This window comes from Pseudomonas sp. NPDC087185, from assembly GCF_044744955.1.
In the GTDB taxonomy this organism is placed as follows: Bacteria; Pseudomonadota; Gammaproteobacteria; order Pseudomonadales; family Pseudomonadaceae; genus Aquipseudomonas.
In genome coordinates, this window is record NZ_JBIUZK010000005.1 from 479,582 (window position 1) to 503,523 (window position 23,942).

Annotated in this window: 24 protein-coding genes; 7 read left to right on the forward strand and 17 right to left on the reverse strand. The window is 64.7% G+C overall.

The features are described 5' to 3' along the window. Positions 1–22: 22 nt before the first annotated feature. Positions 23–475, reverse strand: a complete 453-nt coding sequence (locus tag ACIPIJ_RS19770) for a phage infection protein (RefSeq protein ID WP_401079704.1) — start codon at positions 473–475, stop codon at positions 23–25. A 342-nt stretch (positions 476–817) separates the two neighbouring features. On the opposite strand from ACIPIJ_RS19770, the gene ACIPIJ_RS19775 reads away from it, so the two are divergent. Then, on the forward strand, positions 818–2,884 hold the full coding sequence (locus ACIPIJ_RS19775) for an AsmA family protein (protein WP_401079706.1): 2,067 nt from the start codon (positions 818–820) through the stop codon (positions 2,882–2,884). 32 nt (positions 2,885–2,916) lie between these two features. Here the strand turns inward: ACIPIJ_RS19775 and ACIPIJ_RS19780 are convergent, their stop codons facing one another. Next, on the reverse strand, positions 2,917–3,447 hold the full coding sequence (locus tag ACIPIJ_RS19780) for a bacterioferritin (RefSeq protein ID WP_401079708.1): 531 nt from the start codon (positions 3,445–3,447) through the stop codon (positions 2,917–2,919). Between the two features lie 48 nt (positions 3,448–3,495). Further along, positions 3,496–3,837 (reverse strand): osmotically-inducible lipoprotein OsmE, encoded by a 342-nt coding sequence (osmE, locus tag ACIPIJ_RS19785; RefSeq protein WP_401079710.1) that lies wholly within the window; start codon positions 3,835–3,837, stop codon positions 3,496–3,498. Between the two features lie 124 nt (positions 3,838–3,961). On the opposite strand from osmE, the gene ACIPIJ_RS19790 reads away from it, so the two are divergent. Next, positions 3,962–4,852 carry an alpha/beta fold hydrolase gene (locus tag ACIPIJ_RS19790; protein WP_401079712.1) on the forward strand — a complete coding sequence of 297 codons (891 nt, stop codon included), beginning with the start codon at positions 3,962–3,964 and terminating at the stop codon, positions 4,850–4,852. Here the strand turns inward: ACIPIJ_RS19790 and ACIPIJ_RS19795 are convergent. After that, positions 4,833–5,726, reverse strand: a complete 894-nt coding sequence (locus tag ACIPIJ_RS19795; RefSeq protein WP_401079714.1) for a DMT family transporter — start codon at positions 5,724–5,726, stop codon at positions 4,833–4,835. The genes ACIPIJ_RS19790 and ACIPIJ_RS19795 overlap by 20 nt on opposite strands. Before the next feature lie 132 nt (positions 5,727–5,858). Between ACIPIJ_RS19795 and ACIPIJ_RS19800 the strand changes: the two genes are divergently transcribed. The 3 genes from ACIPIJ_RS19800 (at position 5,859) to ACIPIJ_RS19810 (ending at position 8,073) form a co-directional block, all read left to right on the forward strand. After that, entirely contained in the window at positions 5,859–6,647 is a 789-nt protein-coding gene (locus tag ACIPIJ_RS19800; protein WP_401079716.1) for an AraC family transcriptional regulator, read from the forward strand. Positions 6,648–6,710: 63 nt separating this feature from the next. Then, positions 6,711–6,995: a PsiF family protein gene (locus tag ACIPIJ_RS19805; RefSeq protein ID WP_401079718.1), complete on the forward strand. Its 285-nt coding sequence runs from the start codon at positions 6,711–6,713 to the stop codon at positions 6,993–6,995. Between the two features lie 70 nt (positions 6,996–7,065). After that, positions 7,066–8,073, forward strand: a complete 1,008-nt coding sequence (locus ACIPIJ_RS19810; protein ID WP_401079720.1) for an AI-2E family transporter — start codon at positions 7,066–7,068, stop codon at positions 8,071–8,073. Between the two features lie 127 nt (positions 8,074–8,200). Here the strand turns inward: ACIPIJ_RS19810 and ACIPIJ_RS19815 are convergent, their stop codons facing one another. Next, a complete protein-coding gene (locus ACIPIJ_RS19815) occupies positions 8,201–9,472 on the reverse strand; it encodes an Hsp70 family protein (RefSeq protein ID WP_401079722.1) in 1,272 nt (423 codons plus the stop codon). Between the two features lie 164 nt (positions 9,473–9,636). Here ACIPIJ_RS19815 and cbpA point away from each other — a divergent pair, with 164 nt between their 5' ends. Both cbpA and ACIPIJ_RS19825 read left to right on the forward strand, forming a co-directional pair. Continuing rightward, complete coding sequence (gene cbpA / locus ACIPIJ_RS19820) at positions 9,637–10,599, forward strand: curved DNA-binding protein (RefSeq protein WP_401079724.1); 963 nt, start codon at positions 9,637–9,639, stop codon at positions 10,597–10,599. Between the two features lie 2 nt (positions 10,600–10,601). Next, positions 10,602–10,907, forward strand: a complete 306-nt coding sequence (locus ACIPIJ_RS19825) for a chaperone modulator CbpM (RefSeq protein WP_401079726.1) — start codon at positions 10,602–10,604, stop codon at positions 10,905–10,907. Positions 10,908–11,013: 106 nt separating this feature from the next. Here the strand turns inward: ACIPIJ_RS19825 and ACIPIJ_RS19830 are convergent, their stop codons facing one another. The 12 genes from ACIPIJ_RS19830 to ACIPIJ_RS19885 form a co-directional block, all read right to left on the reverse strand. Continuing rightward, positions 11,014–11,529 (reverse strand): GNAT family N-acetyltransferase, encoded by a 516-nt coding sequence (locus ACIPIJ_RS19830; protein ID WP_401079728.1) that lies wholly within the window; start codon positions 11,527–11,529, stop codon positions 11,014–11,016. Positions 11,530–11,560: 31 nt separating this feature from the next. Then, positions 11,561–12,259, reverse strand: coding sequence for an urea ABC transporter ATP-binding subunit UrtE (gene urtE, locus ACIPIJ_RS19835; RefSeq protein WP_401079730.1), 699 nt, complete (start codon positions 12,257–12,259; stop codon positions 11,561–11,563). Positions 12,260–12,343: 84 nt separating this feature from the next. Beyond that, entirely contained in the window at positions 12,344–13,201 is an 858-nt protein-coding gene (gene urtD, locus ACIPIJ_RS19840) for an urea ABC transporter ATP-binding protein UrtD (protein WP_401079732.1), read from the reverse strand. Then, on the reverse strand, positions 13,198–14,277 hold the full coding sequence (gene urtC, locus ACIPIJ_RS19845; protein ID WP_401079734.1) for an urea ABC transporter permease subunit UrtC: 1,080 nt from the start codon (positions 14,275–14,277) through the stop codon (positions 13,198–13,200). Before urtC ends, urtD begins: the two co-directional genes overlap by 4 nt. Then, entirely contained in the window at positions 14,277–15,797 is a 1,521-nt protein-coding gene (gene urtB, locus ACIPIJ_RS19850) for an urea ABC transporter permease subunit UrtB (RefSeq protein ID WP_401079736.1), read from the reverse strand. The genes urtC and urtB overlap by 1 nt, the downstream gene beginning before the upstream one ends. A 96-nt stretch (positions 15,798–15,893) precedes the next feature. After that, positions 15,894–17,159 (reverse strand): urea ABC transporter substrate-binding protein, encoded by a 1,266-nt coding sequence (urtA, locus tag ACIPIJ_RS19855; protein WP_401079738.1) that lies wholly within the window; start codon positions 17,157–17,159, stop codon positions 15,894–15,896. 189 nt (positions 17,160–17,348) lie between these two features. Continuing rightward, positions 17,349–18,755 (reverse strand): D-serine/D-alanine/glycine transporter, encoded by a 1,407-nt coding sequence (cycA, locus tag ACIPIJ_RS19860; RefSeq protein WP_401079740.1) that lies wholly within the window; start codon positions 18,753–18,755, stop codon positions 17,349–17,351. Positions 18,756–18,909: 154 nt separating this feature from the next. Next, on the reverse strand, positions 18,910–20,277 hold the full coding sequence (locus ACIPIJ_RS19865) for a PepSY-associated TM helix domain-containing protein (RefSeq protein ID WP_401079742.1): 1,368 nt from the start codon (positions 20,275–20,277) through the stop codon (positions 18,910–18,912). Between the two features lie 58 nt (positions 20,278–20,335). Continuing rightward, a complete protein-coding gene (locus ACIPIJ_RS19870; protein WP_401079744.1) occupies positions 20,336–22,402 on the reverse strand; it encodes a TonB-dependent copper receptor in 2,067 nt (688 codons plus the stop codon). Between the two features lie 67 nt (positions 22,403–22,469). Further along, positions 22,470–22,901, reverse strand: coding sequence for a DUF2946 domain-containing protein (locus ACIPIJ_RS19875; protein WP_401079746.1), 432 nt, complete (start codon positions 22,899–22,901; stop codon positions 22,470–22,472). Between the two features lie 26 nt (positions 22,902–22,927). Beyond that, a complete protein-coding gene (locus ACIPIJ_RS19880) occupies positions 22,928–23,413 on the reverse strand; it encodes a copper chaperone PCu(A)C (RefSeq protein WP_401079748.1) in 486 nt (161 codons plus the stop codon). A 48-nt stretch (positions 23,414–23,461) separates the two neighbouring features. Next, entirely contained in the window at positions 23,462–23,851 is a 390-nt protein-coding gene (locus tag ACIPIJ_RS19885; RefSeq protein ID WP_401079750.1) for a DUF2946 domain-containing protein, read from the reverse strand. Between the last annotated feature and the right edge of the window lie 91 nt (positions 23,852–23,942).

Below are 23,942 nucleotides of genomic sequence, written 5' to 3' on the forward strand. Positions count from 1 at the left end.
TTGTTCTTTTCGACCATGGTGATCAGCTCACACGGCTGATTTCGACCAGGCGATCCGAACCACCTTCGGCCACACGGCCACTTTGTTCGACCAGGCGATCCGAACCACCTTCGGCCACACGGCCACTTTGTTCGATCAGGCGATCCGAGCCACCTTCGGCAACGCGACCACTTTGTTCGATCAGGCGATCCGAGCCACCTTCGGCAACGCGACCACTTTGTTCGATCAGGCGATCCGAGCCACCTTCGGCCACACGGCCACTTTGTTCGATCAGGCGATCCGAGCCACCTTCAGCAACGCGGCCAGCGCGTTCTTGCAGGCGGTCGGCACCGCCTTCGGCAACGGTTTTCAGCGGTTGGGCGATTTCGGCGGCGCTGGAACGCGATTCGGCGGTCAGGTGCTGGTCGGCTGCTGGCAGGGCGAAGGCGTTGGCAGCAAGCAGGGACAGGGTCAGGGTCAGCAGGTGGCGTTTCATGATTTCGGTGCTCCTCTCGGGGGCTGGAAAGTGGGTACGAAGCCAATGCTACGCCCGGTGACGCCAGAGAGAAGTTCATACGGGTAATGGTAACAATCGACGTTATTGATAGCGCACCAAGAGGTCTCTAAATCGAGCCTTTCAAGGTGTTACGTGGCTAATTGCCAGTGGTGTTTCCTGCACGTGCCGCGCCTGCACCCTGAGCAAAAGCTGAGCAAGAAGCCAGGTAAAACTTCGCTATCATGGGCTCAATCGATAAAACCCCGAGGGTTTTCATCAGTCCCAGATAATGAGTGCCTTCGTTGCGCCCGTTTTGCGCCAAGCCGTCAGGAGAACCACGCAATGACGCGTCCCGCCAGAATCCTCGTCTGGACCCTAACCAGCCTGCTGACCCTGCTGGCGATACTGGTGGTGGTAATCGCCACCTTCGACTGGAACCGCGTCAAGCCGCTGCTTAACGAAAAGGTTTCCGAAGCCCTGCACCGGCCCTTCGCCATCAATGGCAACCTCGCCGTACAGTGGCGTACCGAACCGGAAGAAGGCGGTTGGCGCGCTTGGGTGCCGTGGCCGCATTTCATCGCCGAGGACCTGACCCTGGGCAACCCCGACTGGCTCAAGGAGCCGAAGATGGTCGGCCTGGAGCGTGTGGAATTTCGCCTTTCGCCGCTGCCGCTTGTGTTCCAGCAGATCGTCATCCCCCGTATAGACCTGGTAAAACCCACCGCCAGCCTGACCCGCCTGGCCGATGGCCGCGCCAACTGGACTTTTGATTTCGGCCCCAAGGATGAGAGCGCCGAGCCTTCCAAGTGGCAGCTGGACATCGGCGCCATCGGCTTCGACCAGGGCAATGTCGGCTTCGATGACCAGACCTTGAAAACCAGCATGAAGGTGCAGATCGACCCCCTGGGCAAGCCGATCCCGTTCGGCGATATCGTCGGCAAGGCGCGTGCGGAAAAAACCGGCGGCACCCAGGATTACGCGTTCGGGCTCAAGGCCCAGGGCCGTTACAAGGGCCAGCCGGTGTCTGGCACGGGCAAGATCGGCGGCCTGCTGGCGCTGCAGGACGCCAGCCAGCCGTTCCCGTTGCAGGCCGATGTACGGATTGCCGATACCCACGTGGTGCTCGCTGGCACCCTGACCGACCCGCGCAACCTCGGCGCCCTCGACCTGCGCCTGCGCCTGTCTGGCGCCAGCCTGGGCAACCTCTACCCGCTGACCGGTGTAACCCTGCCGGACACCCCAGCCTACGAAACCGACGGCCACCTCACCGCCAACCTGCATGCGGCTGAAGGGGCGACCTTCAATTACCAGGGTTTCAACGGCAAGATCGGCGCCAGCGACATCCACGGCGACCTGGCTTTCGTCGCCAGCCAGCCACGGCCCAAGCTCTCCGGCAAACTGGTCTCCAACCAGTTGCTGTTCAAGGACCTGGCGCCGCTGATCGGCGCCGACTCCAACGCCGAACAGAAAGCCCGCGGCGGTGCCAGCAAACAACCCACCAGCAAGGTGCTGCCGGTGGAAGAGTTCCGCACCGAGCGCTGGCGTGCCATGGACGCCGACGTCGAGTTTGCCGGCAAGCGCATCGTTCACAGTGAGCAGCTGCCGTTCAACGACCTGTCTGCCCACGTCATCCTCGAGGACGGCCTGCTGCGCCTGGAGCCGCTGCGCTTTGGCGTGGCCGGCGGCAACCTGGCCTCAAGAATTCGCCTGGACGGCCGCAGCGTGCCCTTGCAGGGGCGCGCCCGGCTGACCGCGCGTGGCTTCAAGCTCAAGCAGCTGTTCCCCACATTTGCGCCGATGCAGACCAGCTTTGGCGAGCTGAACGGTGATGCCGACATCAGCGGCCGCGGCAACTCGGTGGCCGCGCTGCTGGGCACGGCCAACGGCGACCTGCGCATGCTGATCAACGATGGCGCGGTCAGCCGCAGCCTGATGGAGATTGCCGGGTTGAACGTGGGCAACTATGTGATCGGCAAGCTGTTCGGCGATGAGGATGTACAGATCAACTGCGCGGCAGCAGATGTCGGCATCAAGGACGGGCTGGCGACCACCCGCCTGTTCATCTTCGATACTGAGAACGCAATCATCTACATCAATGGCACGGCGAACTTTGCCAGTGAGCAACTGGACCTGAAGATCACCCCGGAATCGAAAGGCCTGCGGCTGTTCTCGCTGCGCTCGCCGCTGTATGTGCGCGGGCCGTTCGCCAAGCCGAGTGCCGGTGTGCAGGCGCTGCCGCTGGCGTTGCGCGGGGCGGGGATGGTGGCATTGGGTGTGGTTGCCGGGCCGGCAGCGGGGTTGCTGGCGCTGGTGGCGCCGAGCAGTGGCGATGAACCCAACCAGTGCACCCCATTGCTGCAGCAGATGAAAGCCGGCAAGGCGCCGGCTGTGGTGAAGGGCAAGAAATAGTGTAAAGGGGGCCGCTTTGCGGCCCCGTGCGATTACAAACCTTGCAGCAACTCCGCCATATCGTCCGCGTGCTCTTCTTCCTGCGCCAGGATGTCTTCAAAGATGCGCCGCGTGGTCGGGTCGCTGTCACCGATGTACTGGATGATCTCGCGGTAGCTGTCGATCGCAATGCGCTCGGCCACCAGGTCCTCCAGCACCATTTCCTTCAAGTTGCTGCCCGCCACGTACTGGGCATGGGAGTTCTTGGTCAGGTTGTCCGGGTTGAAGTCCGGCTCGCCACCCAGTTGCACGATGCGCTCGGCTAGCTTGTCGGCGTGCTCGGCTTCTTGGTTGGCATGCTCCAGGAACTCCTCGGCCGCCACGCTCGCCTTGATCCCGCTGGCCATGAAATAGTGGCGCTTGTAGCGCAGCACGCAGACCAGCTCGGTGGCCAGCGACTCGTTGAGCAGGCGCAGGATCTCTTGGCGGTCGGCATGGTAACCCTCGGTCACCGCGCCTTGCTCGACGTGCTGGCGGGCACGTGTGCGCAGGGTTTGCACATCGGTCAGTTCAACGTTGCTCATGGTTGTCTCCAAACAGATCAGGACGGGAGGTCAAGGTGTTGCGTAGGCTCACGTGCCGTGCACGGCTTCGCTGTCCTCTTCTCGTTGCTTGCAGGTCTTGAAGCCCTTGGCATCGACATGGCCGGTGGCGTCGAAGCGCACGTAGTACGCTTGTTGGTGGCCGTCGCGGTTAAGGATGTAGTCGTTGCAGGTGCCCCCGTGCGGCAGGTCGATCACGTTCGATGGGCTGCCGCCGATGGCGATGACCTTCTGCATGGTCATGCCTTTCTCGACCTGCTTGACCAGCGGCTGATCGCGGTAGGTGGCGTAATCCACCGGGTTTTCCGGGTGGCTGCCGCACGCGGTCAGGGTGGCGCTTGCCAGAAGGATTGCCAGGGTCTGCTTGTACATGGTCCCGCTCCTTGCTCAGGGTCTGTTTGGTTTGGAACCGCGCGGCGCGTCAGGAGTTCGATTGCGATGGTCATCCAAGCCGCTGTAGTGTTGGCCGGTCGTCCACGGAAAGGGGGCTGGGGCTATGCAGCAGGGATTGGCCACGCGATACCCATTGGTGCTGGTGCCGGGCATGCTCGGTTTTGTGCGGGTGCTGCTGTACCCCTACTGGTTCGGCATCGTCCCGGCCTTGCGCAAGGGCGGGGCGCAGGTGTTCCCCGTGCAGGTCTCGCCGCTGCATGCCAGCGAGGTGCGCGGTGATCAGCTGCTGGCGATTATCGAAGACATCTGCCAGCGCACCGGCGCCAGCAAGGTCAACCTCATCGGCCATAGCCAGGGCGCCCTGAGCGCGCGCTATGCCGCCGCCAAGCGGCCCGACCGGGTGGCGTCGGTGACCTCGGTGGCCGGGCCCAACCATGGCTCGGAACTGGCCGACCACCTGGCGCGCACGGCGCCAGGCCATTCAGCGCAGGGGCGCATCCTCAAAGCCGTGCTGCACGGCCTGGCAGTGTTGCTCGTATGGCTGGAAACTGGCTGGCGGCGTGACCCGCTGCCGATCGACGTGCACGCCTCGCACCAGTCGCTGACCAGCGCCGGGGTAGCGCTGTTCAACCAGGCTTATCCACAGGGCCTGCCTGAGACCTGGGGCGGTGAAGGGCCGGGTGAGGTCAACGGCGTGCGCTATTACTCCTGGTCGGGCACCTTGCAGCCCGGCCTGACCGACCAGGGGCGCAACCGCTTTGACGGCAGCAACCGCTTCTGCCGCCTGTTCGCCCGCAGCTTCGTCAAGGAGAAGGGCCACTGTGACGGCATGGTCGGGCGCTTCAGCTCGCACCTGGGGCAGGTGATCGGCGACGATTACCCGCTCGACCACCTGGACATCGTCAACCAGTCGCTTGGCGCCGTGGGCAAGGGCGCCGAGCCCGTGCGCCTGTTCACCGAGCACGCCGCCCGGCTCAAGGCTGCGGGGCTATGACCTTGCGCCGCACGGGGGTGGTCCAGCGTTCGGCAAGGATTACCCCGGCCAGGGTCAGCAGGCCGCCGATCAGGTGGTAGCTGGCCAGCTGTTCATCGAGCACTGCGGCGGCAATCAGCGCGGTCACCAACGGCAGCAGGTTGAAGAACAGCGCGGTACGGCTTGGCCCCAGGCGGTGCACCGCCCGCATCCACATCAGCGGCGCGATCATCGAGGCCAGCACGCAGGCGTACAGCACCAGGCCGACGTTGTGGGTATTCAGGCCGGTCTTGTCCGACAGCAGGAACAGCGGCAGCAACACGACAATCGCCACCAGTACCTGCAGGTACAGCAGCTGCAGGGGCGGCAGGCGCAGCTGCCATTTTTTCAGCAGGAAGCTGTACAGCGCATAAGCCAGGGTGGCGACCAGCATCAGCAGGTCGCCGCTGTTCAGGCCTTGCTCCAGCAAGATGCCCGGCTGGCCGGCGCAGACCACCTCCAGCACCCCGACGAACGACACAACCGCCCCCGCCAGCGCCCCATAGCTCAGGCGCTGGCCGAGCCAGGCGATGGACAGGGCCAGCGACATCAACGGCATCAGTGAGAGGATGATGCCCATGTTGGTGGCGCTGGTGATGCTGGCGGCGAAATAGGCCAGGCTCTGGTAAACGGCCATGCCCAGCACGCCAAGAATGGCCACCTTGCCCAGGTGCGGGCGGATGGCGCTGCGGTTGCGCCACACGGCGGGCAACAGGAACGGGGTGAACAGCAAACCGGCCAGCAGCCAGCGGTAAAAGCCGATCTCGGCAGGGTGGATGGCACCGGCGGACAGCTTGGTGACCACCGTGTTGCCGGCCCAGATGAGGATGGCGGTGAGGGGGAACAGGTAATTCATGTGTAGGTGATGCTCTGGGTGAAGGCAGTGATGCTGGGGCTGCGCAGCAGGCGCAGATAGCCCTGTATTATCCGTTGTCTGTCCGCACGCCTATACTCGTATCCAGACAACCTGCCCTTTGAAGCAGACAGCATGCCCCGTAAATACCTCGACATCCCCCAATTCGATCAACTCCCGGCACCGGTGTACTTGCGCCACGACGAATTCGGTGCCGACACCCACAGCGCGCCCCATCGCCACGCCTGGGGCCAGCTCAACTACACCGCCCACGGCGTCATGCACCTGGACGCCGACGGCCAGCGCTTTCTCTCGCCACCCCACTACGCCGTGTGGGTACCGCCAGGCACCGAACATGGCTGCTACAACCCCCAGGCCATCGTCTACCGTTCGGTCTACCTCGACCGCAGCCTGTGTACCGAACTGCCGCAACAGCCGTGCAGCCTGGTGATCAGCGATATTCTCAAGGCCATCCTCGGCGACTTCGCCCGGCGTGACCTCAAAGTGGCCCAAAGCGACCGCGACCAGCGCCTGGTGCAGGTGCTGCTCGACCAGTTGCTGCTGGCGCCGACGCAGACCTGCTACCTGCCCTTCGCCCACAGCGGGGGCCTGCGCCAAGTACTCGACGCCCTTGGCGCAGAGCCCGGCGACAACCGCCCGTTGGCCGATTGGGCAGCGCAGGTGCATGTCAGCGAGCGCACCCTGGCCCGGCAGTTCTTGCGCGAGCTGGGTATCAGTTTCGGTGAATGGCGCCTGCGCCTGCGCTTTCTGCGGGCTATCGAAGCGCTGGAAGCGGGCCAGCCGATCCAGGCCATCGCCTTCGACCTCGGGTACAGCAGCGCCTCGGCGTTCATCGCCATGTTCCAGCGCCAGGCCCAGTGCACGCCGGAGCAGTACCGGCGCAACACCCGGTCTGGGATGTAAAAATTCTTGTCTACACTGATCTGCACCACCGTGCACAGGGCGCGGAGCCAAGGAGACCACTCCATGAAGATGCTGCAAATGCCGTTGCTGGTGTTGGCTGTGTTGTTCAGCGCGCAAGGATTCGCCGCTACCGCGCAACAGGAAAAGATGAAAACCTGCAACGCTGACGCCACCACCAAGGCGCTCAAGGGTGACGAACGCAAAGCCTTCATGAGTACCTGCCTGAAGAAGGACGTACCGCAAACCCAGCAGGACAAGATGAAAACCTGCAACGCCGACGCCAGCACCAAGGCGCTCAAGGGCGACGAGCGCAAGGCTTACATGAGCGACTGCCTGAAGAAGAAATGACCTGCGCCTATGCCTGTAGGACGAAGGCTGGCAGACTGCGGGTCTTTCTGCTGTCTGCCGCCGAGGCTGTATGACCTTCACCCCCCGCCAGATTACCCTGGCCAGCCTGATCATCGTCATGGCCGGCTTGTTGCTGGCCTTGCCCCTGAAGTTGCTCCCCAGCCTGCTCGCTGGCCTGTTGGTGTTCGAACTGGTCAACATGCTCACCCCGCGTCTGCAACCGCTGATCGCCGGCCAACGCGCGCGCTGGCTGGCGGTGGCCTTGCTTGGCACCCTGGTGGTCATCAGCCTGGCGCTGCTGATCGCCGGCGCGTTCAGCTTTCTGCTGCACGAGGCAGAGAACCCCGGCGCCTCGCTGGACAAGTTCATGGCCCTGGTCGAGCGTGCCCGTGGCCAGCTGCCGCCGTTCATCGAAGGTTACCTGCCCGCCAGTGCCGCCGAGTTCAAGGTGGCCATCGGCGACTGGATCAAGAGCCACCTGAGCGACCTGCAGCTGGTCGGCAAGGGCATGGCGCACATGTTCGTGACGCTGCTGATCGGCATGATCCTCGGCGCCATCATCGCCCTGCAGCGTATCCCTGACATTTCCCGGCGCAAGCCGCTGGCTGCGGCGCTGTTCGAGCGTTTGAGCCTGCTGGTGCAAGCGTTTCGCAACATTGTCTTCGCGCAGATCAAGATCTCGCTGCTGAACACCGCGTTCACCGGTATTTTCCTGGCCGTGGTGCTGCCGCTGTTCGACGTTCACCTGCCGCTGACCAAGACGTTGATCGTGCTGACCTTCCTGCTGGGGCTGCTGCCGGTGATCGGCAACCTGATGTCCAACACCCTGATCACCATCGTCGGCATGTCGCTGTCGATCTGGGTGGCGGCAGCGGCGTTGGGCTACCTGATCGTCATCCACAAGGTCGAGTACTTCCTCAACGCGCGGATCGTGGGTGGGCAGATCAGCGCCAAGGCCTGGGAGCTGTTGCTGGCGATGCTGGTGTTCGAGGCGGCGTTCGGCTTGCCGGGCGTGGTGGCGGGGCCGGTCTACTATGCCTACCTGAAGAGTGAGTTGCGGCGGGCGGAGCTGGTCTGATCTCCTGTGCCGGCCCCTTCGCGGGGCAAGCCCGCTCCCACAGGGTCGCCATTGCCGTTGGGCTGCAGGTAATCCTGTGGGAGCGGGCTTGTCCCGCGAAGGGGCCAGTGCAGGCTGTAGCGGTTTATCAGAGCGCGCCGTAACGCTTGCGCGCCTCGATCGCCAGCCCGCTGCCAATGCTGCCGAAGATGTTGCCTTCCACATGCCGCGCATTCGGCAGCATGGCCGCCACGCTGTTGCGCAGGGCCGGAATACCACTGGAACCACCGGTGAAGAACACGGTATCCACCTGGCCTTCGCTCACACCGGCCTTGGCCAGCAGCTCGGTCACGCTACCGCGTACCCGTTCCAGCAACCCTTCGATGGCGCCTTCGAACACCGCACGGGTCAGGTCCACGCCCAGCTCGCGCTCGACACGGCCAAGGTCCACACGACGGCTTTGCTTGTCGGTCAGCTCGATCTTGCTGGCTTCCACTTCCATCGCCAACCAGTGCCCGGCGCGCTGCTCGATCAGCTTGAACAGGCGGTCGACGCCGAGGGTGTCCTCGATGTCGTAGCGCATGCTGCCCAGGGCCAGCTGCGATTTCTGCGAGTACAGGGCGTTGATGGTGTGCCAGGTGGCCAGGTTGAGGTGGTAGCTGGTGGGCATCAGCGCGCCGCTCTTCATCCGGCTACCGTAGCCGAACAGCGGCATCACGCCCTGGAGGCTCAGCTGCTTGTCGAAGTCGGTACCGCCGATGTGCACACCGCCGGTGGCGAGGATGTCACTCTGGCGCTCGGCCACAGTGTGGCGCTCGGGCGACAGGCGGATCAGGGTAAAGTCCGAGGTACCCCCGCCGATATCGACAATGAGTACCAGCTCTTCACGGCTGATGCCCGACTCGTAGTCGAACGCCGCGGCGATCGGTTCGTACTGGAACGACACGTCCTTGAAACCGATCTTGCGCGCCACGTCGGCCAGGGTGTCCTCGGCCTCCTGGTCGGCGGCCGGGTCTTCGTCGACGAAGAACACCGGGCGGCCCAGCACTACCTGGTCGAAGCTGCGCCCTGCGGCGGTTTCGGCGCGCGTTTTCAATTCGCCGATGAACATCCCCAGCAGGTCCTTGAACGGCAGGGCGCTGCCCAGCACGCTGGTGTCATGCTTGATCAGCTTGGAACCCAGCAGGCTCTTGAGCGAGCGCATCAGGCGGCCTTCGTAGCCTTCCAGGTATTCGTGCAGCGCCAGCCGGCCGTACACCGGGCGACGCTCTTCGATATTGAAGAAGACCACCGAGGGCAGGGTGATCTTGCCGTCTTCCAGGGCGATCAGCGACTCGACGCCAGGGCGGTGCCAGCCGACCGTGGAGTTGGAGGTGCCGAAGTCGATGCCAAGGGCACGGGCCGGGGATACGTCAGACATGGGAAAAAGGCTTCCGGAGGCAAAACGGCCGCGCAGTTTATGCCACTTGGCTGAAGAATCAAGACCGGTCGTCTGCGCTGAAGCAAACCCAAGCGCGCCTTGAAAGGCTATGCTTGACCCCTATCTTCAGATGCAACACGCAAATTCACACTGGTGATCCATAGATGGACTTCAAAGACTACTACAAGATACTCGGCGTAGAGCCCACGGCGGACGACAAGGCGATCAAGGCCGCGTACCGCAAGCTGGCGCGCAAGTATCACCCTGACGTCAGCAAGGAGCGCGACGCCGAGGACAAATTCAAGGAGGCCAACGAGGCCTACGAGGTGCTTGGCGACGCCCAGAAGCGCGCCGAGTTCGACGAGATCCGCAAGTATGGCGGCCAGCACGGCCGGCCATTCCAGGCCCCGCCGGGCTGGCAGAGCCGTGGCGGTGCAGGGGGCGCGGGCGGCGGTTTCGAGGGCGGAGATTTCTCCGACTTCTTCAGCTCGATCTTCGGCGCACGGGGCGGCAACCCCTTTGGTGGCGCCCGGCAACAACGCAGCGCGGGCAGGCGAGGGCAGGACGTGGAACTGGAACTGGCGATCTTCCTTGAAGAAACCCTCAGCAAGGAATCCAAGCAGATCAGCTTCCAGGTGCCGCAGACCAACGCCGCCGGCCAGCGTACCGGGTTCACCACCAAGACCCTGAACGTGAAGATCCCGGCCGGGGTCAGCGATGGTGAACGCATCCGCCTCAAGGGCCAGGGCGCGCCGGGCAGCGGTGGCGGGGCCAACGGCGACCTGTTCCTGACCATCCGCATGGCACCGCACCCGCTGTTCGATGTCGAAGGTCAAGACCTGATCATCACCGTGCCACTGGCACCGTGGGAGGCGGCGCTGGGCACCAAGGTGGCGGTGCCGACCCTGGACGGCAAGATCAACCTGACCATCCGCCCCGACAGCCAGAGCGGCCAGCGCCTGCGTGTTCCGGGCAAAGGCCTGGCGAACAAGCTGGGCGAGCGCGGCAACCTCTACGCGCAGCTCAAAGTGGTTATGCCGACGGCATCCGACGAGTCTACCCGTGAACTGTGGGCCAAGCTTTCCGAGAAGGCCGCGTTCGACCCGAGGGCACAATGGAGTAAGTGATCATGAGCAGCACCCTGATCGTTCAGCTGGACATGCGCAGCCTTTGCCAGGAAGCCAACATCACCCAGGACTACGTGATCGAGATCGTCGAGCACGGCATCGTTGAACCGAAGGGGCGAACGCCGGAGGACTGGTTGTTCGACGATCAGGCGCCGCTGCTGGCCAAGCGTGCGGCGAAGCTGCACCAGGAGCTGGAACTGGAGTGGGAAGGGGTGGCACTGGCGCTGGAGCTGTTGCAGGAAGTGCAGCAGTTGCGCAGTGAGAACAGCATGCTCAAGCAGCGGTTGGGGCGGTTTACCCAGATGTGATGTTGCCTGCACCGGCCCCCACGGACACGCCACAAGGCCCAAGGGCCGTGGGTCACCTGTGGGAGCCGGCTTGCCGGCGATGGGGCCCATACAGGCACTATAGAAATCAGGCGGGCTCAGCCCCCGGGTTCAGCACCAGCTGCATGAAAGTCAAATCCAGCCAGCGCCCGAATTTCACCCCCACCTGGGGCATCTGCCCGGTCACCACGAACCCCAGCCGCTCATGCAGGTGCACCGACGCCGCATTGCCACTCTCGATGGCCGCGACCATCACATGCTTGCCACACCCGCGCGCGCGCTCGATCAGCGCCGCCATCAACTGCGGGCCCAGCCCTTTGCCACGCTGGTCGCCGCGGATGTACACCGAATGCTCAACGGTATTGCGAAACCCTTCGAACGGCCGCCAGTCGCCAAACGACGCATAGCCGAGCACGCCGCTGCCATCCACCGCCACCAAAATCGGATAGCCCTGTTGCGCGCGGGCCTCGAACCAGGCCTGGCGGTTGCCCAGGTCCACCGGGGTTTCGTTCCAGATCGCCGTGGTGTTGCGCACCGCGTCGTTGTAGATGTCGAGGATGCCCGGTACGTCGGTGGGCAGGGCATCGCGGATGTCGTGGCTCATTGCAGCGTCTCACAAGGTCGATGGCAGCAGATTAAATGGTTACCAGCCCGCGCACACCCTCGGCTTGCATGTTTTCACCCCGCCCGCGCTGGATGATTTCGCCCCGGGCCATGACCAGGTACTGGTCGGCCAGCGCTTCGGCAAAATCATAGAACTGCTCGACCAGCAGAATGGCCATGTCGCCGCGCTCGGCCAGGCGCCGGATCACTGCGCCGATTTCCTTGATCACCGAGGGCTGGATGCCTTCGGTGGGCTCGTCGAGGATCAGCAGGCGCGGGCGGCTGGCCAGGGCGCGGCCGATGGCCAGCTGTTGCTGCTGGCCGCCGGACAGGTCGCCGCCACGGCGTTGTTTCATCTGCTCCAGCACCGGGAACAGCTCGTAGATGAAGGCCGGCACTTCCCGTGCCTCGCGCGCCGGAAAGCGCGACAGGCCCATCAGCAGGTTTTCCTCGACGGTCAGGCGCGGGAAGATCTCGCGGCCCTGGGGCACGTAGGCGATCCCGGCCTGCACCCGTTGCTGCGGCTTGAGCGCGGTGATCGGCTTGCCTTCCCATTCGACGCTGCCTTCGCGCGGTGGCACCAGGCCCATCAGGCAGCGCAGCAGGGTGGTCTTGCCCACGCCGTTGCGCCCCAGCAGGCAGGTGACTTCGCCGACCTTGGCCTCAAAGGACAGGCCGCGCAAGATATGGCTGCCGCCGTAGTACTGGTGCAGGGTGTCGATTTTCAGCATGTCATGTCCCCGAGGTTATTGTTGTGGCTGCCCCGGCCCTTTCGCGGGCTTGCCCCGCTACAGGGCCGGGGCGGGCTGTCTGAATCATCGGCCCAGATACACCTCGACCACCCGCTCATCCGCCTGCACCTGCTCCAGTGACCCCTCCGCCAGCACGCTGCCCTGGTGCAGCACGGTGACATGGTCGGCAATGCTGCCGACAAAGCCCATGTCGTGCTCCACCACCATCAGCGAATGCTTGCCGGCCAGGCCTTTGAACAGCTCGGCGGTGAACTCGGTCTCGGCGTCGGTCATGCCGGCCACCGGCTCGTCGAGCAGCAGCAGTTGCGGCTCCTGCACCAGCAACATGCCGATTTCCAGAAACTGTTTCTGCCCGTGGGACAGCAAGCCCGCCTGGCGCTGGGCCAGGGGCAACAGGCGCAAGGTGGTCAGCACCTCCTCGATGCGCTGGCGTTGTTCGCCACTCAAACGTGCCGCCAGGCTGGCCCACACCGACTTGTCGGTCTTCAGCGCCAGCTCGAGGTTCTCGAACACGGTCAGTGCCTCGAACACCGTCGGCTTCTGGAACTTGCGGCCGATCCCGGCCTGGGCGATCTGGTACTCGCTCATGCGGGTCAGGTCGAGGGTATCGCCAAAGAATGCGCTGCCGGTGTCGGGGCGGGTCTTGCCGGTGATCACGTCCATCATCGTGGTCTTGCCGGCGCCGTTGGGGCCGATGATGCAGCGCAACTCACCGACACCGATGTACAGGTTGAGCGCGTTGAGGGCCTTGAAGCCATCGAAGCTGACGGTGATGCCTTCCAGGCTCAGCACCGTGCCGTGGCGGGTGTCCAGGCCGGCCTTGCGGCTGGCGCCCAGGCCAATCGCGTCGCGGCCAGTACCGAGGTTGTCGAACACCGGTTCCAGCATGAATTCCGGATGCACAGGGGGCACGCCTCTCATGGCTGGCTCCTTTTCTTCAGCAGGCCGACCACGCCCTTGGGCAGGTACAGGGTGACAAGGATGAACAACGCGCCGAGGAAGAACAGCCAGAACTCCGGGAAGGCCACGGTGAACCAGCTCTTCATGCCATTGACCAGGCCGGCACCAAGCAACGGGCCGATCAGCGTGCCGCGCCCGCCCAATGCCACCCAGACCGCGGCTTCGATGGAGTTGGTCGGTGACATCTCGCTGGGGTTGATGATGCCCACCTGCGGCACATACAGCGCACCGGCCAGGCCGCACAGCACCGCGCTGAGCACCCACACCAGCAGCTTGAAACCGCGGGGGTCGTAGCCGCAGAACATCAGGCGGTTTTCCGCATCGCGCACGGCGGTGAGCAAACGGCCGAACTTGCTCTGGGTCAGGCGCCAGCACAGGTACAGGCTGGCCAGCAGCAGGCCGACGGTGAGCAGGAACAACACCGCCCGGGTGCCCTGCGAGGCGATATCGAAACCCAGGATGGTGCGGAAGCTGGTGAAGCCGTTGTTGCCGCCAAAGCCGGTTTCGTTGCGAAAGAACAGCAGCATGCCGGCAAAGGTCAGGGCTTGGGTCATGATCGAGAAGTACACGCCCTTGATCCGCGAACGGAAGGCGAAAAAGCCGAACACCAGTGCCAGCAGGCCGGGCGCCAGCACCACCAGGCACATGGCCCAGGCAAAATGCTGGGTGCCGGCCCAGTACCACGGCAGTTCGGTCCACGACAGGAAGGTCATGAAGCCCGGCAGGCCATCACCGGCAGCCTGGCGCATCAGGTACATGCCCATGGCGTAGCCGCCCAGGGCGAAGAACAGCCCGTGGCCCAACGACAGCAGCCCGGCGTAGCCCCAGACCAGGTCCAGGGCCAGGGCGACGATGGCGTAGCAGAGGATCTTGCCGACCAGCGTCAGGGTATAGGCCGAGACCTGCAGCGCGTGGTCCGCCGGCAGCAGCGACAGCAGCGGCAGGGCCAGTAGCAGCAAAACGACGACGGCGCCGATGGCCAGCGACAGGCGCGGCCCGGCTTTTTGCGCAGCGGTGACAAGCAGTGGCTGGTTCATCAGTCGATTACCCGTCCCTTGAGGGCGAACAGGCCTTGCGGGCGCTTCTGGATGAACAGAATGATCAACGCAAGGATGAGGATCTTGCCAAGCACCGCGCCGATTTGCGGCTCCAGCAGCTTGTTGGCGATGCCGAGGCCGAAGGCGGCCCAGAGGCTGCCGGCCAGCTGGCCGACACCGCCGAGCACCACCACCAGGAACGAGTCGATGATGTAGCTCTGGCCCAGGTCCGGGCCGACGTTGCCGACCTGGCTCAGGGCCACGCCACCCAGCCCGGCGATGCCCGAGCCCAGGCCGAAGGCGAGCATGTCGACGCGCCCGGTGGACACGCCACAGCAGGCGGCCATGTTGCGGTTCTGGGTGACCGCACGCACGTTCAGGCCCAGCCGCGTGCGGTTGAGCAGCAGCCAGGTCAGCAGTACCACGGCCAGGGCGAAGCCGATGATCACCAGGCGGTTGTAGGGCAGTACCAGGTTGGGCAGCAGTTGGATACCACCGGACAGCCACGCCGGGTTGCTGACCTCGACGTTCTGCGCGCCGAACAGCAGGCGGATGGCCTGGATCAGGATCAGGCTGATACCCCAGGTCGCCAGCAGGGTTTCCAGCGGGCGGCCGTAGAGGTGCCGGATGATCGTGCGCTCCAGCGCCATGCCGACCCCGGCACTGACGGCGAACGCCACCGGCAGGGCGATCAGCGGGTAGAACTCGATGGCGCCGGGTGCATAGCGCTGCAGCAGCACCTGAACCATGTAGGTGCTGTAGGCGCCGAGCATCAGCATCTCGCCGTGGGCCATGTTGATCACCCCCAGCAGGCCGAAGGTGATCGCCAGGCCGAGGGCCGCGAGCAGCAGGATCGAGCCCAGCGACAAGCCGCTGAAGGCCTGGCCGAGCAGCTCGCCGAACAGCAGCTTGCGCTTGACCTGGGCCAGGCTGGTTTCGGCGGCCGTACGCACGGCTGCATCGGTTTCCGCGTCGGGTTGCAGCAAGGCCTCCAGGCGCGTGCGCGCCACGGGGTCGCCGGTTTCGCCGAGCAGGCGCACGGCCGCCAGGCGCACCGCCGGCTCGCTGGCGCCCAGCTGCAGGTTGGCCAGGGCCAGGCCGAGGGCGGCGTGCACGGCGGTGTCGGCTTCGCTGGCGAAGCGTCGGTCGAGGAAGGCCATCTGCGCCGGTTGCGCGCTTTTTTGCAGTTGCTGGGCGGCGGCCAGGCGGGTGGCGGTGTCGGCGCTGAGCAACTGGTGGCTGGCCAGGGCGTTGTCGATCAAGCCGCGCAGGCGGTTGTTCAAGCGCACCTTACGCGTGTCGCCTTCGGCGATGCGGCCCTGGCGCAGGTTTTCCAGCAGCGGCAGGCGCGCGGCATCGGGTTGCGCCGCCCAGCCTTCGAGCAGGCGGGCTTGCTCGGCGGGCTTGGCGGTGAGGAAGAATTCGCCCTCGCTGGCCTGGGTTGCCAGGGGCAGCAGGAGCAGCAGGGTGAGCAGGAGTCTGAGCATGCGGGTAATCCTGGAAATCGGCGGAGGATTCATCGCCGGCAAGCCGGCTCCCACAGAATGGGTGCTGTTCTCAGGACCCTGTGGGAGCTGGCTTGCCAGCGAATGGGCTGCAAAGCAGCCCCAGTGCACTCAGTTACCTTTCACCGCATAGTCAGGCCGCTTGTCGTTACCCGGAATGAACGGGCTCCACGGCTGCGCGCGCAGCGGCTGCTCGGTTTCCCAAACCACACTGAACTGCCCGTCATCCTGGATCTCGCCAATCATCACTGGCTTGTGCAGGTGGTGGTTGGTCTTGTCCATGGTCAAGGTAAAGCCGGACGGTGCCTTGAAGCTCTGCCCGGCCAGGGCCTCGCGAACCTTGTCGACATCGGTGGACTGGGCTTTCTCGGCTGCCTGCGCCCACATGTGGATACCCACGTAGGTGGCTTCCATCGGGTCATTGGTTACCGCCTTGTCGGCGCCGGGCAGGTTCTTGGCCTTGGCGTAGGCCTTCCAATCGGCGACGAACTTCTGGTTGACCGGGTTATCCACCGATTCGAAGTAGTTCCACGCCGCCAGGTGGCCCACCAGCGGCTTGGTGTCGATGCCGCGCAGTTCCTCCTCGCCCACCGAGAACGCCACCACCGGCACGTCGGTGGCTTTCAGGCCCTGGTTGGCCAGCTCTTTGTAGAACGGCACGTTGGAATCGCCGTTGACGGTGGAGATGACCGCCGTCTTGCCGCCTGCGGAGAACTTCTTGATGTTGGCGACGATGGTCTGGTAATCGGCGTGGCCGAACGGCGTGTACACCTCTTCGATGTCCTTGTCGGCCACGCCCTTGCTGTGCAGGAACGCGCGCAGGATCTTGTTGGTGGTGCGCGGGTAGACGTAGTCGGTGCCCAGCAGGAAGAAGCGCTTGGCGCTGCCGCCATCCTCGCCCATCAGGTACTCCACCGCCGGGATCGCCTGCTGGTTGGGCGCAGCGCCGGTGTAGAACACGTTCGGCGACATCTCTTCGCCTTCGTACTGCACGGGGTAGAACAGCAGGCCGTTGAGCTCTTCGAACACCGGCAGCACCGACTTGCGCGACACCGAGGTCCAGCATCCGAACACCACGGCGACCTTGTCCTGGGTCAGCAGCTGGCGGCTCTTTTCGGCGAACAGCGGCCAGTTGGACGCCGGGTCGACCACCACCGGTTCAAGCATCTTGCCGTTGACGCCGCCCTTGGCGTTGATCTCGTCGATGGTCATCAGCGCCATGTCCTTGAGCGACGTCTCGGAGATCGCCATGGTCCCGGACAGCGAATGCAGGATGCCGACCTTGATGGTCTCGGCGGCCTGGATGCTCCAGCTAAGGCCCATCGCCGCAATCGATGCGCTGAGGGTAAAGGCCTTGATCAGACTGCGACGCTTCATGTGCTCTCTCTCCGCTGAGTTTTTTTTGGTGTTGGCCAAGCGGGGAGGGCGTTGCAAGGGGTGTGCCGGATGGCTAAAGGTGCGTAATAGACGGAGTGTGCGAGGTATTAGGGCGCGGGACAGGTCCAGGATGGTGCCTGAATGTTTTGCGTGCACAGCATTGGGGCCGCAGAGCGGCCCCCAAGTTACTCAGCCCTCGCGCACGGCAGTACGCGGATGGCGTCTGCTGCGCACACCCTGGTAGGTAACGGCCAGCAGCACGAACCAGATCGGCGTGACGATCAGCGCGGAGCGGGTGTCCGCCTCCAGGCTCAGCAGCACCAGGATGAAGGCGAAGAACGCCAGGCACACGTAGCACATGAAGCGACCGCCGGGCATCTTGTAGGTCGATGCCTGGTGCAGCGCCGCACGGGTTTTGCGGTACTTCAGGTACGACAGCAGGATCAGCGTCCAGACGAACATGAACAGCACCGCCGACACCGTGGTGACCAGGGTGAACGCCTCGACCACATTGGGGATCAGGTAGATCAGCACCGCACCCAGCAGCAGGCAGGTGCACGAGAAGTACAGGCCGTTGGCCGGCACGGCGCGGCGCGACAGCTTCTCGAACGCGCGGGGTGCATCGCCTTCCTGGGCCAGGCCGAACAGCATGCGGCTGGTGGAGAATACGCCACTGTTGGCCGACGAGGCCGCCGAGGTCAGCACCACGAAGTTGATGATGCTCGCCGCCGCCGGCAGGCCGGCCAGTACGAACAGTTCCACGAATGGGCTTTTGCCCGGCACCACGTCGCGCCATGGGGTCACGGCCATGATCGCGATCAGCGCCAGCACGTAGAACACGATGATTCGGATCGGGATCGAGTTGATCGCCCGTGGCAGGGTGCGTTCAGGGTCCTTCGCTTCGGCGGCGGTGGTACCGACCAACTCGATGCCGACGAAGGCGAATACGGCAATCTGGAAGCCGGCGAAGAAGCCCATCAGGCCGTTGGGGAACATGCCGCCGTCATTCCACAGGTTGGCCAGCTGCGCGGTGCGCCCGCTGGGTGATTCAAAGCCGGTAATGACCATGTACAGGCCGGTGGCGACCAGGCCGAGGATGGCGACGATCTTGATCAGGGCGAACCAGAACTCCAGCTCGCCGAACATCTTCACGGTCACCAGGTTCAGCGCCAGCAGCACCCCCACGCAGGTCAGCGCGGGTATCCACTGCGGCAGGTCGGGGAACCAGAATTGCGTGTAGGCGGCAATCGCCACCACGTCGGCGATCCCGGTGACCACCCAGCAGAACCAGTAGGTCCAGCCGGTGAAGTAGCCGGCCCAGGGGCCGAGCAGGTCGGCGGAGAAGTCGATGAACGACTTGTAGTTGAGGTTCGACAGCAGCAGTTCGCCCATGGCGCGCATGACGAAGAACAACATGAAGCCGATGATCATGTAGACGAAGATGATCGACGGCCCCGCCAGGCTGATGGTCTTGCCCGAGCCCATGAACAGGCCGGTGCCGATGGCACCACCGATGGCGATCAGCTGGATGTGGCGGTTGGTCAGGTTGCGCTGCAGGTGCTGCTCTTCAGCATCAGGGGAAGAGATCCGGGTCATTGGCTGCATTCCATTGAGGGTCAGTCTTTTTGTGAAAGCCGCGTAGGCTAACACGGGCGTCCCAATTCGGGGCGCGACAGATCGACACGACTTTGGCGGTGCAGCGGTGGGCCTCACCGGCCCCTTCGCGGGGCCAGTAAAGGCACAGCAACGATCAGGCGCTGGCCAGCACGCGACGGCGCCGCACCACCCGACTATCCACGACCCACATCACCACCATCGACACCCCCACCAGCGGGAACATCACCCCCAGCAGCACCATCACTCCGACTGCGGTCTTCCAGCGCGGCAAGTCATGACGCAGCGGCGGCACCCCCAGCCCACCGGACGGCCGGCGTTTCCACCACATCACCAGCCCGCTCACCGACCCCAGCAGGATCATCAGGCACACCAGCAAAATGATGATCTGGTTCAGCGCCCCGAACATCTTGCCCTCATGCAGCATCACGCCCAGCTCGGTGGCGCGGGCGACCGGGCTGTAGTGCTGCCAGCGCACGTCGGCCAGCACCTTGCCGGTGTATTGGTCGACATGCAGGGTGGCGTCGTTGCGCGGGTCGTCGGCGAATACGGCAATGGTGAATACGCCGTCGGCGCTGGTCGGCACGGTGATGCTGTAGCCCGGTTCGACCTGACGCGCCGTAGCGATGTCCTCGATCTGCTGCAGGCTCACCTGTGGCGCTGCCGGCATGTTCGACATCCCGTGATGCCCGGCATGTTCGGCATGCGCGCCCGATTGCGGCATCGGTGTATTTTCCATGGCCCAGGGCACGGTCTGGCGATGGGCGCTGTTCAGTTCACCGGCTTGTTGGTCGGACTTGGGCACGTCGTTCCACATGGCCGCCGGAAAGCGGTTCCACAGGTCGGCGTACTGCTTGCCCCACAGGCCGGTCCAGGTCATGCCGCTGAGCAGCATCAGCAACAACAAGGCCGAACCCCAGAAGCCGCTCACTGCATGTAGGTCGCGCCACAGCAGCCGACCGCGGGCGCTCAAGCGGGGCCACAATACACCCGCGCCGTTGCGCCCGCGCGGCCACCACAGGTACAGGCCGGATACCACCAGCACGATGCCCCAACCGGCGGCCAGTTCCACCAGCCGGTCGCCGACCGTGCCGACCATCAATTCGCCATGCAGGGCGCGGGCGACGGCCTGCAGGTTCTGCTTGGCGTCCTGCTCGCCAAGCACTTTGCCGCTGTACGGGTCGACGAAGACATTCAGCTCGCGGCCAGCGTCATGCACCACGAACTGCGCGCTGCGCTCGGCATCGATCGGCGGCAAGTACTGGGCGACGTGGCCCTTGGGGTACACCTGACGCACGTCGGCCAGCATCTGATCGGCGCCCTGTCGGTGATGCCCCGCCTCGACCACCATCAGGTCACGGTACAGCAGCGGGTCCAGCTGCGGCTTGAACAGATAGATGATCCCGGTGATCGCCAGCAGGATCATGAAAGGGGCGACGAACAGCCCGGCATAGAAGTGCCAGCGCCAGGCCAGGTTATAGAAGGACACGCGTGTTCCGCTCATGGGAACCTCCTGTTTGACCAGCTGAGGGGCGCGACCGTGGCCGCGCCCATTGTTGTTGTCAGAAGCTCACATCGACCTTGGTCCAGAAGGTCCTGCCTGGCTCGTTCACCGGCTGTGGATCAGTGGCCGGGTAGCCGAACCCGGCGTTCCCTGCCAGGTTCAGGTGCTCGGCGTAGGCCTTGTCGAACACGTTGTCGACCCCCGCGCTGAGCTTGAGGTTTTTATTCACCTTGTAGGCACCGTTGAGCGAGAACACGCCGAACCCTGCGCTTTTCTCGTAGTCCTTGCCCACCACGTTGCCCTGGTTCTCGGCGATGCGGTTTTGCGCCGCCACCAAGCGCCACAGCGCCCCGGCGCTCCAGGTGTCGCGGCTGTAGGTCAGGCCAAGGCGGCTTTCCAGTGGTGGCATCTGCGGCAGCGCCTTGCCGTCGCTGCTGTTCTTGCCCCAGGCGTAGGCCAGCGTGGCATCGGCCTTCCAGTTTTCCGTCAGTTTGTAGGCGGTGCCCAGTTCGCCACCCATGATGCGGGCGTCGATGTTCTGTGCCTGGGAGGTGCTCATGCCCATCATGCCGGTGCGATAGTCGAACAGGATGTAGTCGCGGACCTGCCCGACATAACCCGAGGCCCAGGCTTCCAGGCGCTCGTCGCGGTACTGGATGCCGACGTCGAGCTGGGTGGTCTTCTCGGGCTTGATGCCGTCGAAGGCGTTGGCCGCACCGGGCGGCGCCAGCTTGGGCGAGAACAGCTCCCAGTAGTCGGGGAAGCGCTGGGCGTTGCCGAGGCCGATGTAAGTTGTGGCGGGGATCGCTGCCAAGTCGTGTTCATACCGCACGAAGCCGCTGGGCAGGGTGTCGGCACGGGTATCGCCTTCAGTGGCGCTGCCAGCGCGCAAGTCGCGGGCCGAGGCGCGGTCCAGGCGGGCGCCGGTGATCAGCCGGTCAACACCGGAGGCGTACCAGGTCAGCTCGCCGAAGGCGCCGTAGTTGTGGAAGTCGGCGTCCTTGGTCCAGGGCTGGCCCTTGTGAGCATCGACGCCCATGCCGCCCCGCTGGCGGTGCTCGTTGGTCTGCGCGTCGATGCCGCTGATCAGCTGCACATCGGCCCAGCGCCAGGTGGCCTTGATCCGCGCGCCCATCGTGCGGCGGTCGACGTTACTGACCATGGGCATGCCCATCATGCCGCTGCCCGACGGCGTGCGCAGGCTGTAGTTGTCCATCACGTGGTCGGCGTAGTTGTAGTAGACCTGCGCCTCGACCTTGTCGAGCACCTCGCCGAGGTTGGACTTTTCAAAGCGCAGGCCCAGGCTTTCGCGCTTGAACTGCGAGCCGTCCATGCCCCGCCCGGCATAGCGGGCCTCGCCGTCGCCCTTGCCGGCGGTGAGTTCGAGCAGGGTGTCCTGGTCTGGCGTCCAGCCCAGGGTCACGTCGCCGTTCCATTTTTCCCAGCGCGAGGGCACGGTGTCGCCGTTGCCATCCTGATAGTCGTCCGAGCGCGACTGGTTGCCGACGAAGCGCGCGTAAGCCTGGCTGTTGCCGGCGGCGGCGTCGAGCACCTTGTCGAAGCGGCCGTTGGAACCGGCCAGGAGGCTGGCGTTGACGCGGCTGCCGAGGGTGCCGAACTTTTCCGGTTCACGCTCGAAAAGGATGGTCCCCGCCGAGCCACCCGGGCCCCAGATCACGCTTTGCGGGCCCTTGATCACGGTGAGGCGGTCGTAGGTTTCCGGGGCGATGTAGGAGGTGGGGGCGTCCATGCGATTGGGGCAGGCACCGAGCATCACGCCGCCGTTGGTGAGGATGTTCAGGCGCGAACCGAACATGCCGCGCAGCACCGGGTCACCGTTGGTGCCACCGGCGCGGATGGCCGAAAAACCTGGGATGGTCTTGAGGTAATCGGCGCCATCGCTGGCCGGCACCGGCTGGCGCGGGTCTTTCGGGTTGGTGACCACGGTCAGTGGCGAACTTGGCGCAATGGCAGTGATCACCGTCGGGCTCAGCTCGGGCAGCGCTTGTTCATGGCCTTCGTGGCCAGGGTCGGCGGCCAGGGCCATGGGCGCGAGCAGCGAGCCGCACAACGCGGCGAATGTCCCGCGCAGGGCGGGGGCGAAGACAGGGGTGCAGCCGGACATAGTGATTCCAGTCGATCAGTCATGAGTAGGCGCGAAGCCTCCAGGCTTCGTGCGGCAAGCGGTGATGTCAGACGCTGATCGAAAGGGGCGGCGCGCGGCTGCGCGCACCGGGGAAGATGGCCTGCCGGGCATGGCCCTGGTGTGTCGGGGGTGAGCTGAGGGTAATTGGGCCGACGTGGCCGGCGTTGAGCGGGCTGAAGGTTTGCGGTAAAGCGGGGCAGTTGAACAGCAGGCTGCAGTAGCCGCATTTTTCCCACATCACATGCAGCTGGCCGTCGTCACAGTGGCCGTGATCGGCGTTGCTGCCGTGCGGCGTGTCGACGGACATCGACATGCCCATCGGCATGCTCATGCCCGCGTGATGCTCCATCGGCATCGACTGGGAAATCAGCGGGCCGATGAAAATCATCCACATGGCGAACAGGCTCAGCCAGCCGCCACCGACGCGCCTGCGTTCAGGGCGGGTGGTACGGCTGCGGCTGTTGCGTGGCAGGCTCATGATGGCGAGCGCTTGTCAGCTAGCGGTCAGTGCGCGTGTTCGTGGCCTTGCGGCTGGTCCGCCGGCGGCTGCTTCTGCACGGCCACGTCGACGGTGATGTCGCCGGCTTTTTCGAAGTGCAGGGTCAGCGGGAAGCGCTTGCCGTCGACCAGCAGGCTGCGGTCCTTGGGCTGCATGAGCATCACGTGGTAGGCGCTGGGGGCAAAGACCAGGTCCTTGCCGGCCGGCACGGCCACGTTGGGCACCTGCTGCATCTTCATGGCGCCGCTGGCACTCATCGTATGTTCGTGCAGTTGTGCATCTGCCGTAACCGGGCTGTCGACGCTCAGTAGGCGGTCATCGGCCTTGCCGTTGTTGTGCACGATGAAATAGGCCGCGACGTTGGGCGCATTCGGCGGCAGCGCCAGCGACCAGGGGTGTGCGATGTGCAGGTCACCCACGGTGTATTCATGGGCATTGGCGAAGGCGCCGGGCAGCAGCAAGGCGGCCACGATGAGAGCGTGCTTGAGCATGGTGTGAGTCTCCGTTCTGTTCAGGTTCAGGCAGACAGCGTGATGAACTCAGGCCAGGGGAGAGGCACGGGGGTTGAGCGCAGGCCATAGCTGGCGCGGCGTTGGTTGGTAGTTGGCGGGCGCTGGTGCATGCCCGACCACAAGCGTCGGCGGGTTGTGCAGCTGTGGCGGGTAGCCCGGCAATGCCAGCAGCGGGGCGGCGCCGGAGCAGCACCAGCAATGCTGCATGTTGGAATGGTCGTCGCTCTGCGGGCCGAGGTCGATCTTGGCGAGGGCCTGGACATCGACCTTGGCCTTGCCAGCCATGCTCGAACAGAAAGCCCCCCACAGCAGCTGCTCGGCCGGGCCCTTGGGCGCGGCAGAGGACAGCGGCATGGCCAGCAGGTTGAACAGCACTGCAAGGCAGGCGATCCAGGCGATGTGCCGACGTGGGGGCATGGAGAGATCCGGTCAGGAATCGTGGTGGCTATTGTAAGGCGGAGTATAGGTAAAAAAGGCGGGGTGCGGTGAAGTGACGCAGGCGGAGTGG

Excerpts from the sequence above, each read along its gene's own strand:
- ACIPIJ_RS19770 (WP_401079704.1), bottom strand. The coding sequence starts at position 475 with ATGAAACGCCACCTGCTGACCCTGACCCTGTCCCTGCTTGCTGCCAAC.
- ACIPIJ_RS19775 (WP_401079706.1), top strand. The coding sequence starts at position 818 with ATGACGCGTCCCGCCAGAATCCTCGTCTGGACCCTAACCAGCCTGCTG.
- ACIPIJ_RS19780 (WP_401079708.1), bottom strand. The coding sequence starts at position 3,447 with ATGAGCAACGTTGAACTGACCGATGTGCAAACCCTGCGCACACGTGCC.
- osmE (WP_401079710.1), bottom strand. The coding sequence starts at position 3,837 with ATGTACAAGCAGACCCTGGCAATCCTTCTGGCAAGCGCCACCCTGACC.
- ACIPIJ_RS19790 (WP_401079712.1), top strand. The coding sequence starts at position 3,962 with ATGCAGCAGGGATTGGCCACGCGATACCCATTGGTGCTGGTGCCGGGC.
- ACIPIJ_RS19795 (WP_401079714.1), bottom strand. The coding sequence starts at position 5,726 with ATGAATTACCTGTTCCCCCTCACCGCCATCCTCATCTGGGCCGGCAAC.
- ACIPIJ_RS19800 (WP_401079716.1), top strand. The coding sequence starts at position 5,859 with ATGCCCCGTAAATACCTCGACATCCCCCAATTCGATCAACTCCCGGCA.
- ACIPIJ_RS19805 (WP_401079718.1), top strand. The coding sequence starts at position 6,711 with ATGAAGATGCTGCAAATGCCGTTGCTGGTGTTGGCTGTGTTGTTCAGC.
- ACIPIJ_RS19810 (WP_401079720.1), top strand. The coding sequence starts at position 7,066 with ATGACCTTCACCCCCCGCCAGATTACCCTGGCCAGCCTGATCATCGTC.
- ACIPIJ_RS19815 (WP_401079722.1), bottom strand. The coding sequence starts at position 9,472 with ATGTCTGACGTATCCCCGGCCCGTGCCCTTGGCATCGACTTCGGCACC.
- cbpA (WP_401079724.1), top strand. The coding sequence starts at position 9,637 with ATGGACTTCAAAGACTACTACAAGATACTCGGCGTAGAGCCCACGGCG.
- ACIPIJ_RS19825 (WP_401079726.1), top strand. The coding sequence starts at position 10,602 with ATGAGCAGCACCCTGATCGTTCAGCTGGACATGCGCAGCCTTTGCCAG.
- ACIPIJ_RS19830 (WP_401079728.1), bottom strand. The coding sequence starts at position 11,529 with ATGAGCCACGACATCCGCGATGCCCTGCCCACCGACGTACCGGGCATC.
- urtE (WP_401079730.1), bottom strand. The coding sequence starts at position 12,259 with ATGCTGAAAATCGACACCCTGCACCAGTACTACGGCGGCAGCCATATC.
- urtD (WP_401079732.1), bottom strand. The coding sequence starts at position 13,201 with ATGAGAGGCGTGCCCCCTGTGCATCCGGAATTCATGCTGGAACCGGTG.
- urtC (WP_401079734.1), bottom strand. The coding sequence starts at position 14,277 with ATGAACCAGCCACTGCTTGTCACCGCTGCGCAAAAAGCCGGGCCGCGC.
- urtB (WP_401079736.1), bottom strand. The coding sequence starts at position 15,797 with ATGAATCCTCCGCCGATTTCCAGGATTACCCGCATGCTCAGACTCCTG.
- urtA (WP_401079738.1), bottom strand. The coding sequence starts at position 17,159 with ATGAAGCGTCGCAGTCTGATCAAGGCCTTTACCCTCAGCGCATCGATT.
- cycA (WP_401079740.1), bottom strand. The coding sequence starts at position 18,755 with ATGACCCGGATCTCTTCCCCTGATGCTGAAGAGCAGCACCTGCAGCGC.
- ACIPIJ_RS19865 (WP_401079742.1), bottom strand. The coding sequence starts at position 20,277 with ATGAGCGGAACACGCGTGTCCTTCTATAACCTGGCCTGGCGCTGGCAC.
- ACIPIJ_RS19870 (WP_401079744.1), bottom strand. The coding sequence starts at position 22,402 with ATGTCCGGCTGCACCCCTGTCTTCGCCCCCGCCCTGCGCGGGACATTC.
- ACIPIJ_RS19875 (WP_401079746.1), bottom strand. The coding sequence starts at position 22,901 with ATGAGCCTGCCACGCAACAGCCGCAGCCGTACCACCCGCCCTGAACGC.
- ACIPIJ_RS19880 (WP_401079748.1), bottom strand. The coding sequence starts at position 23,413 with ATGCTCAAGCACGCTCTCATCGTGGCCGCCTTGCTGCTGCCCGGCGCC.
- ACIPIJ_RS19885 (WP_401079750.1), bottom strand. The coding sequence starts at position 23,851 with ATGCCCCCACGTCGGCACATCGCCTGGATCGCCTGCCTTGCAGTGCTG.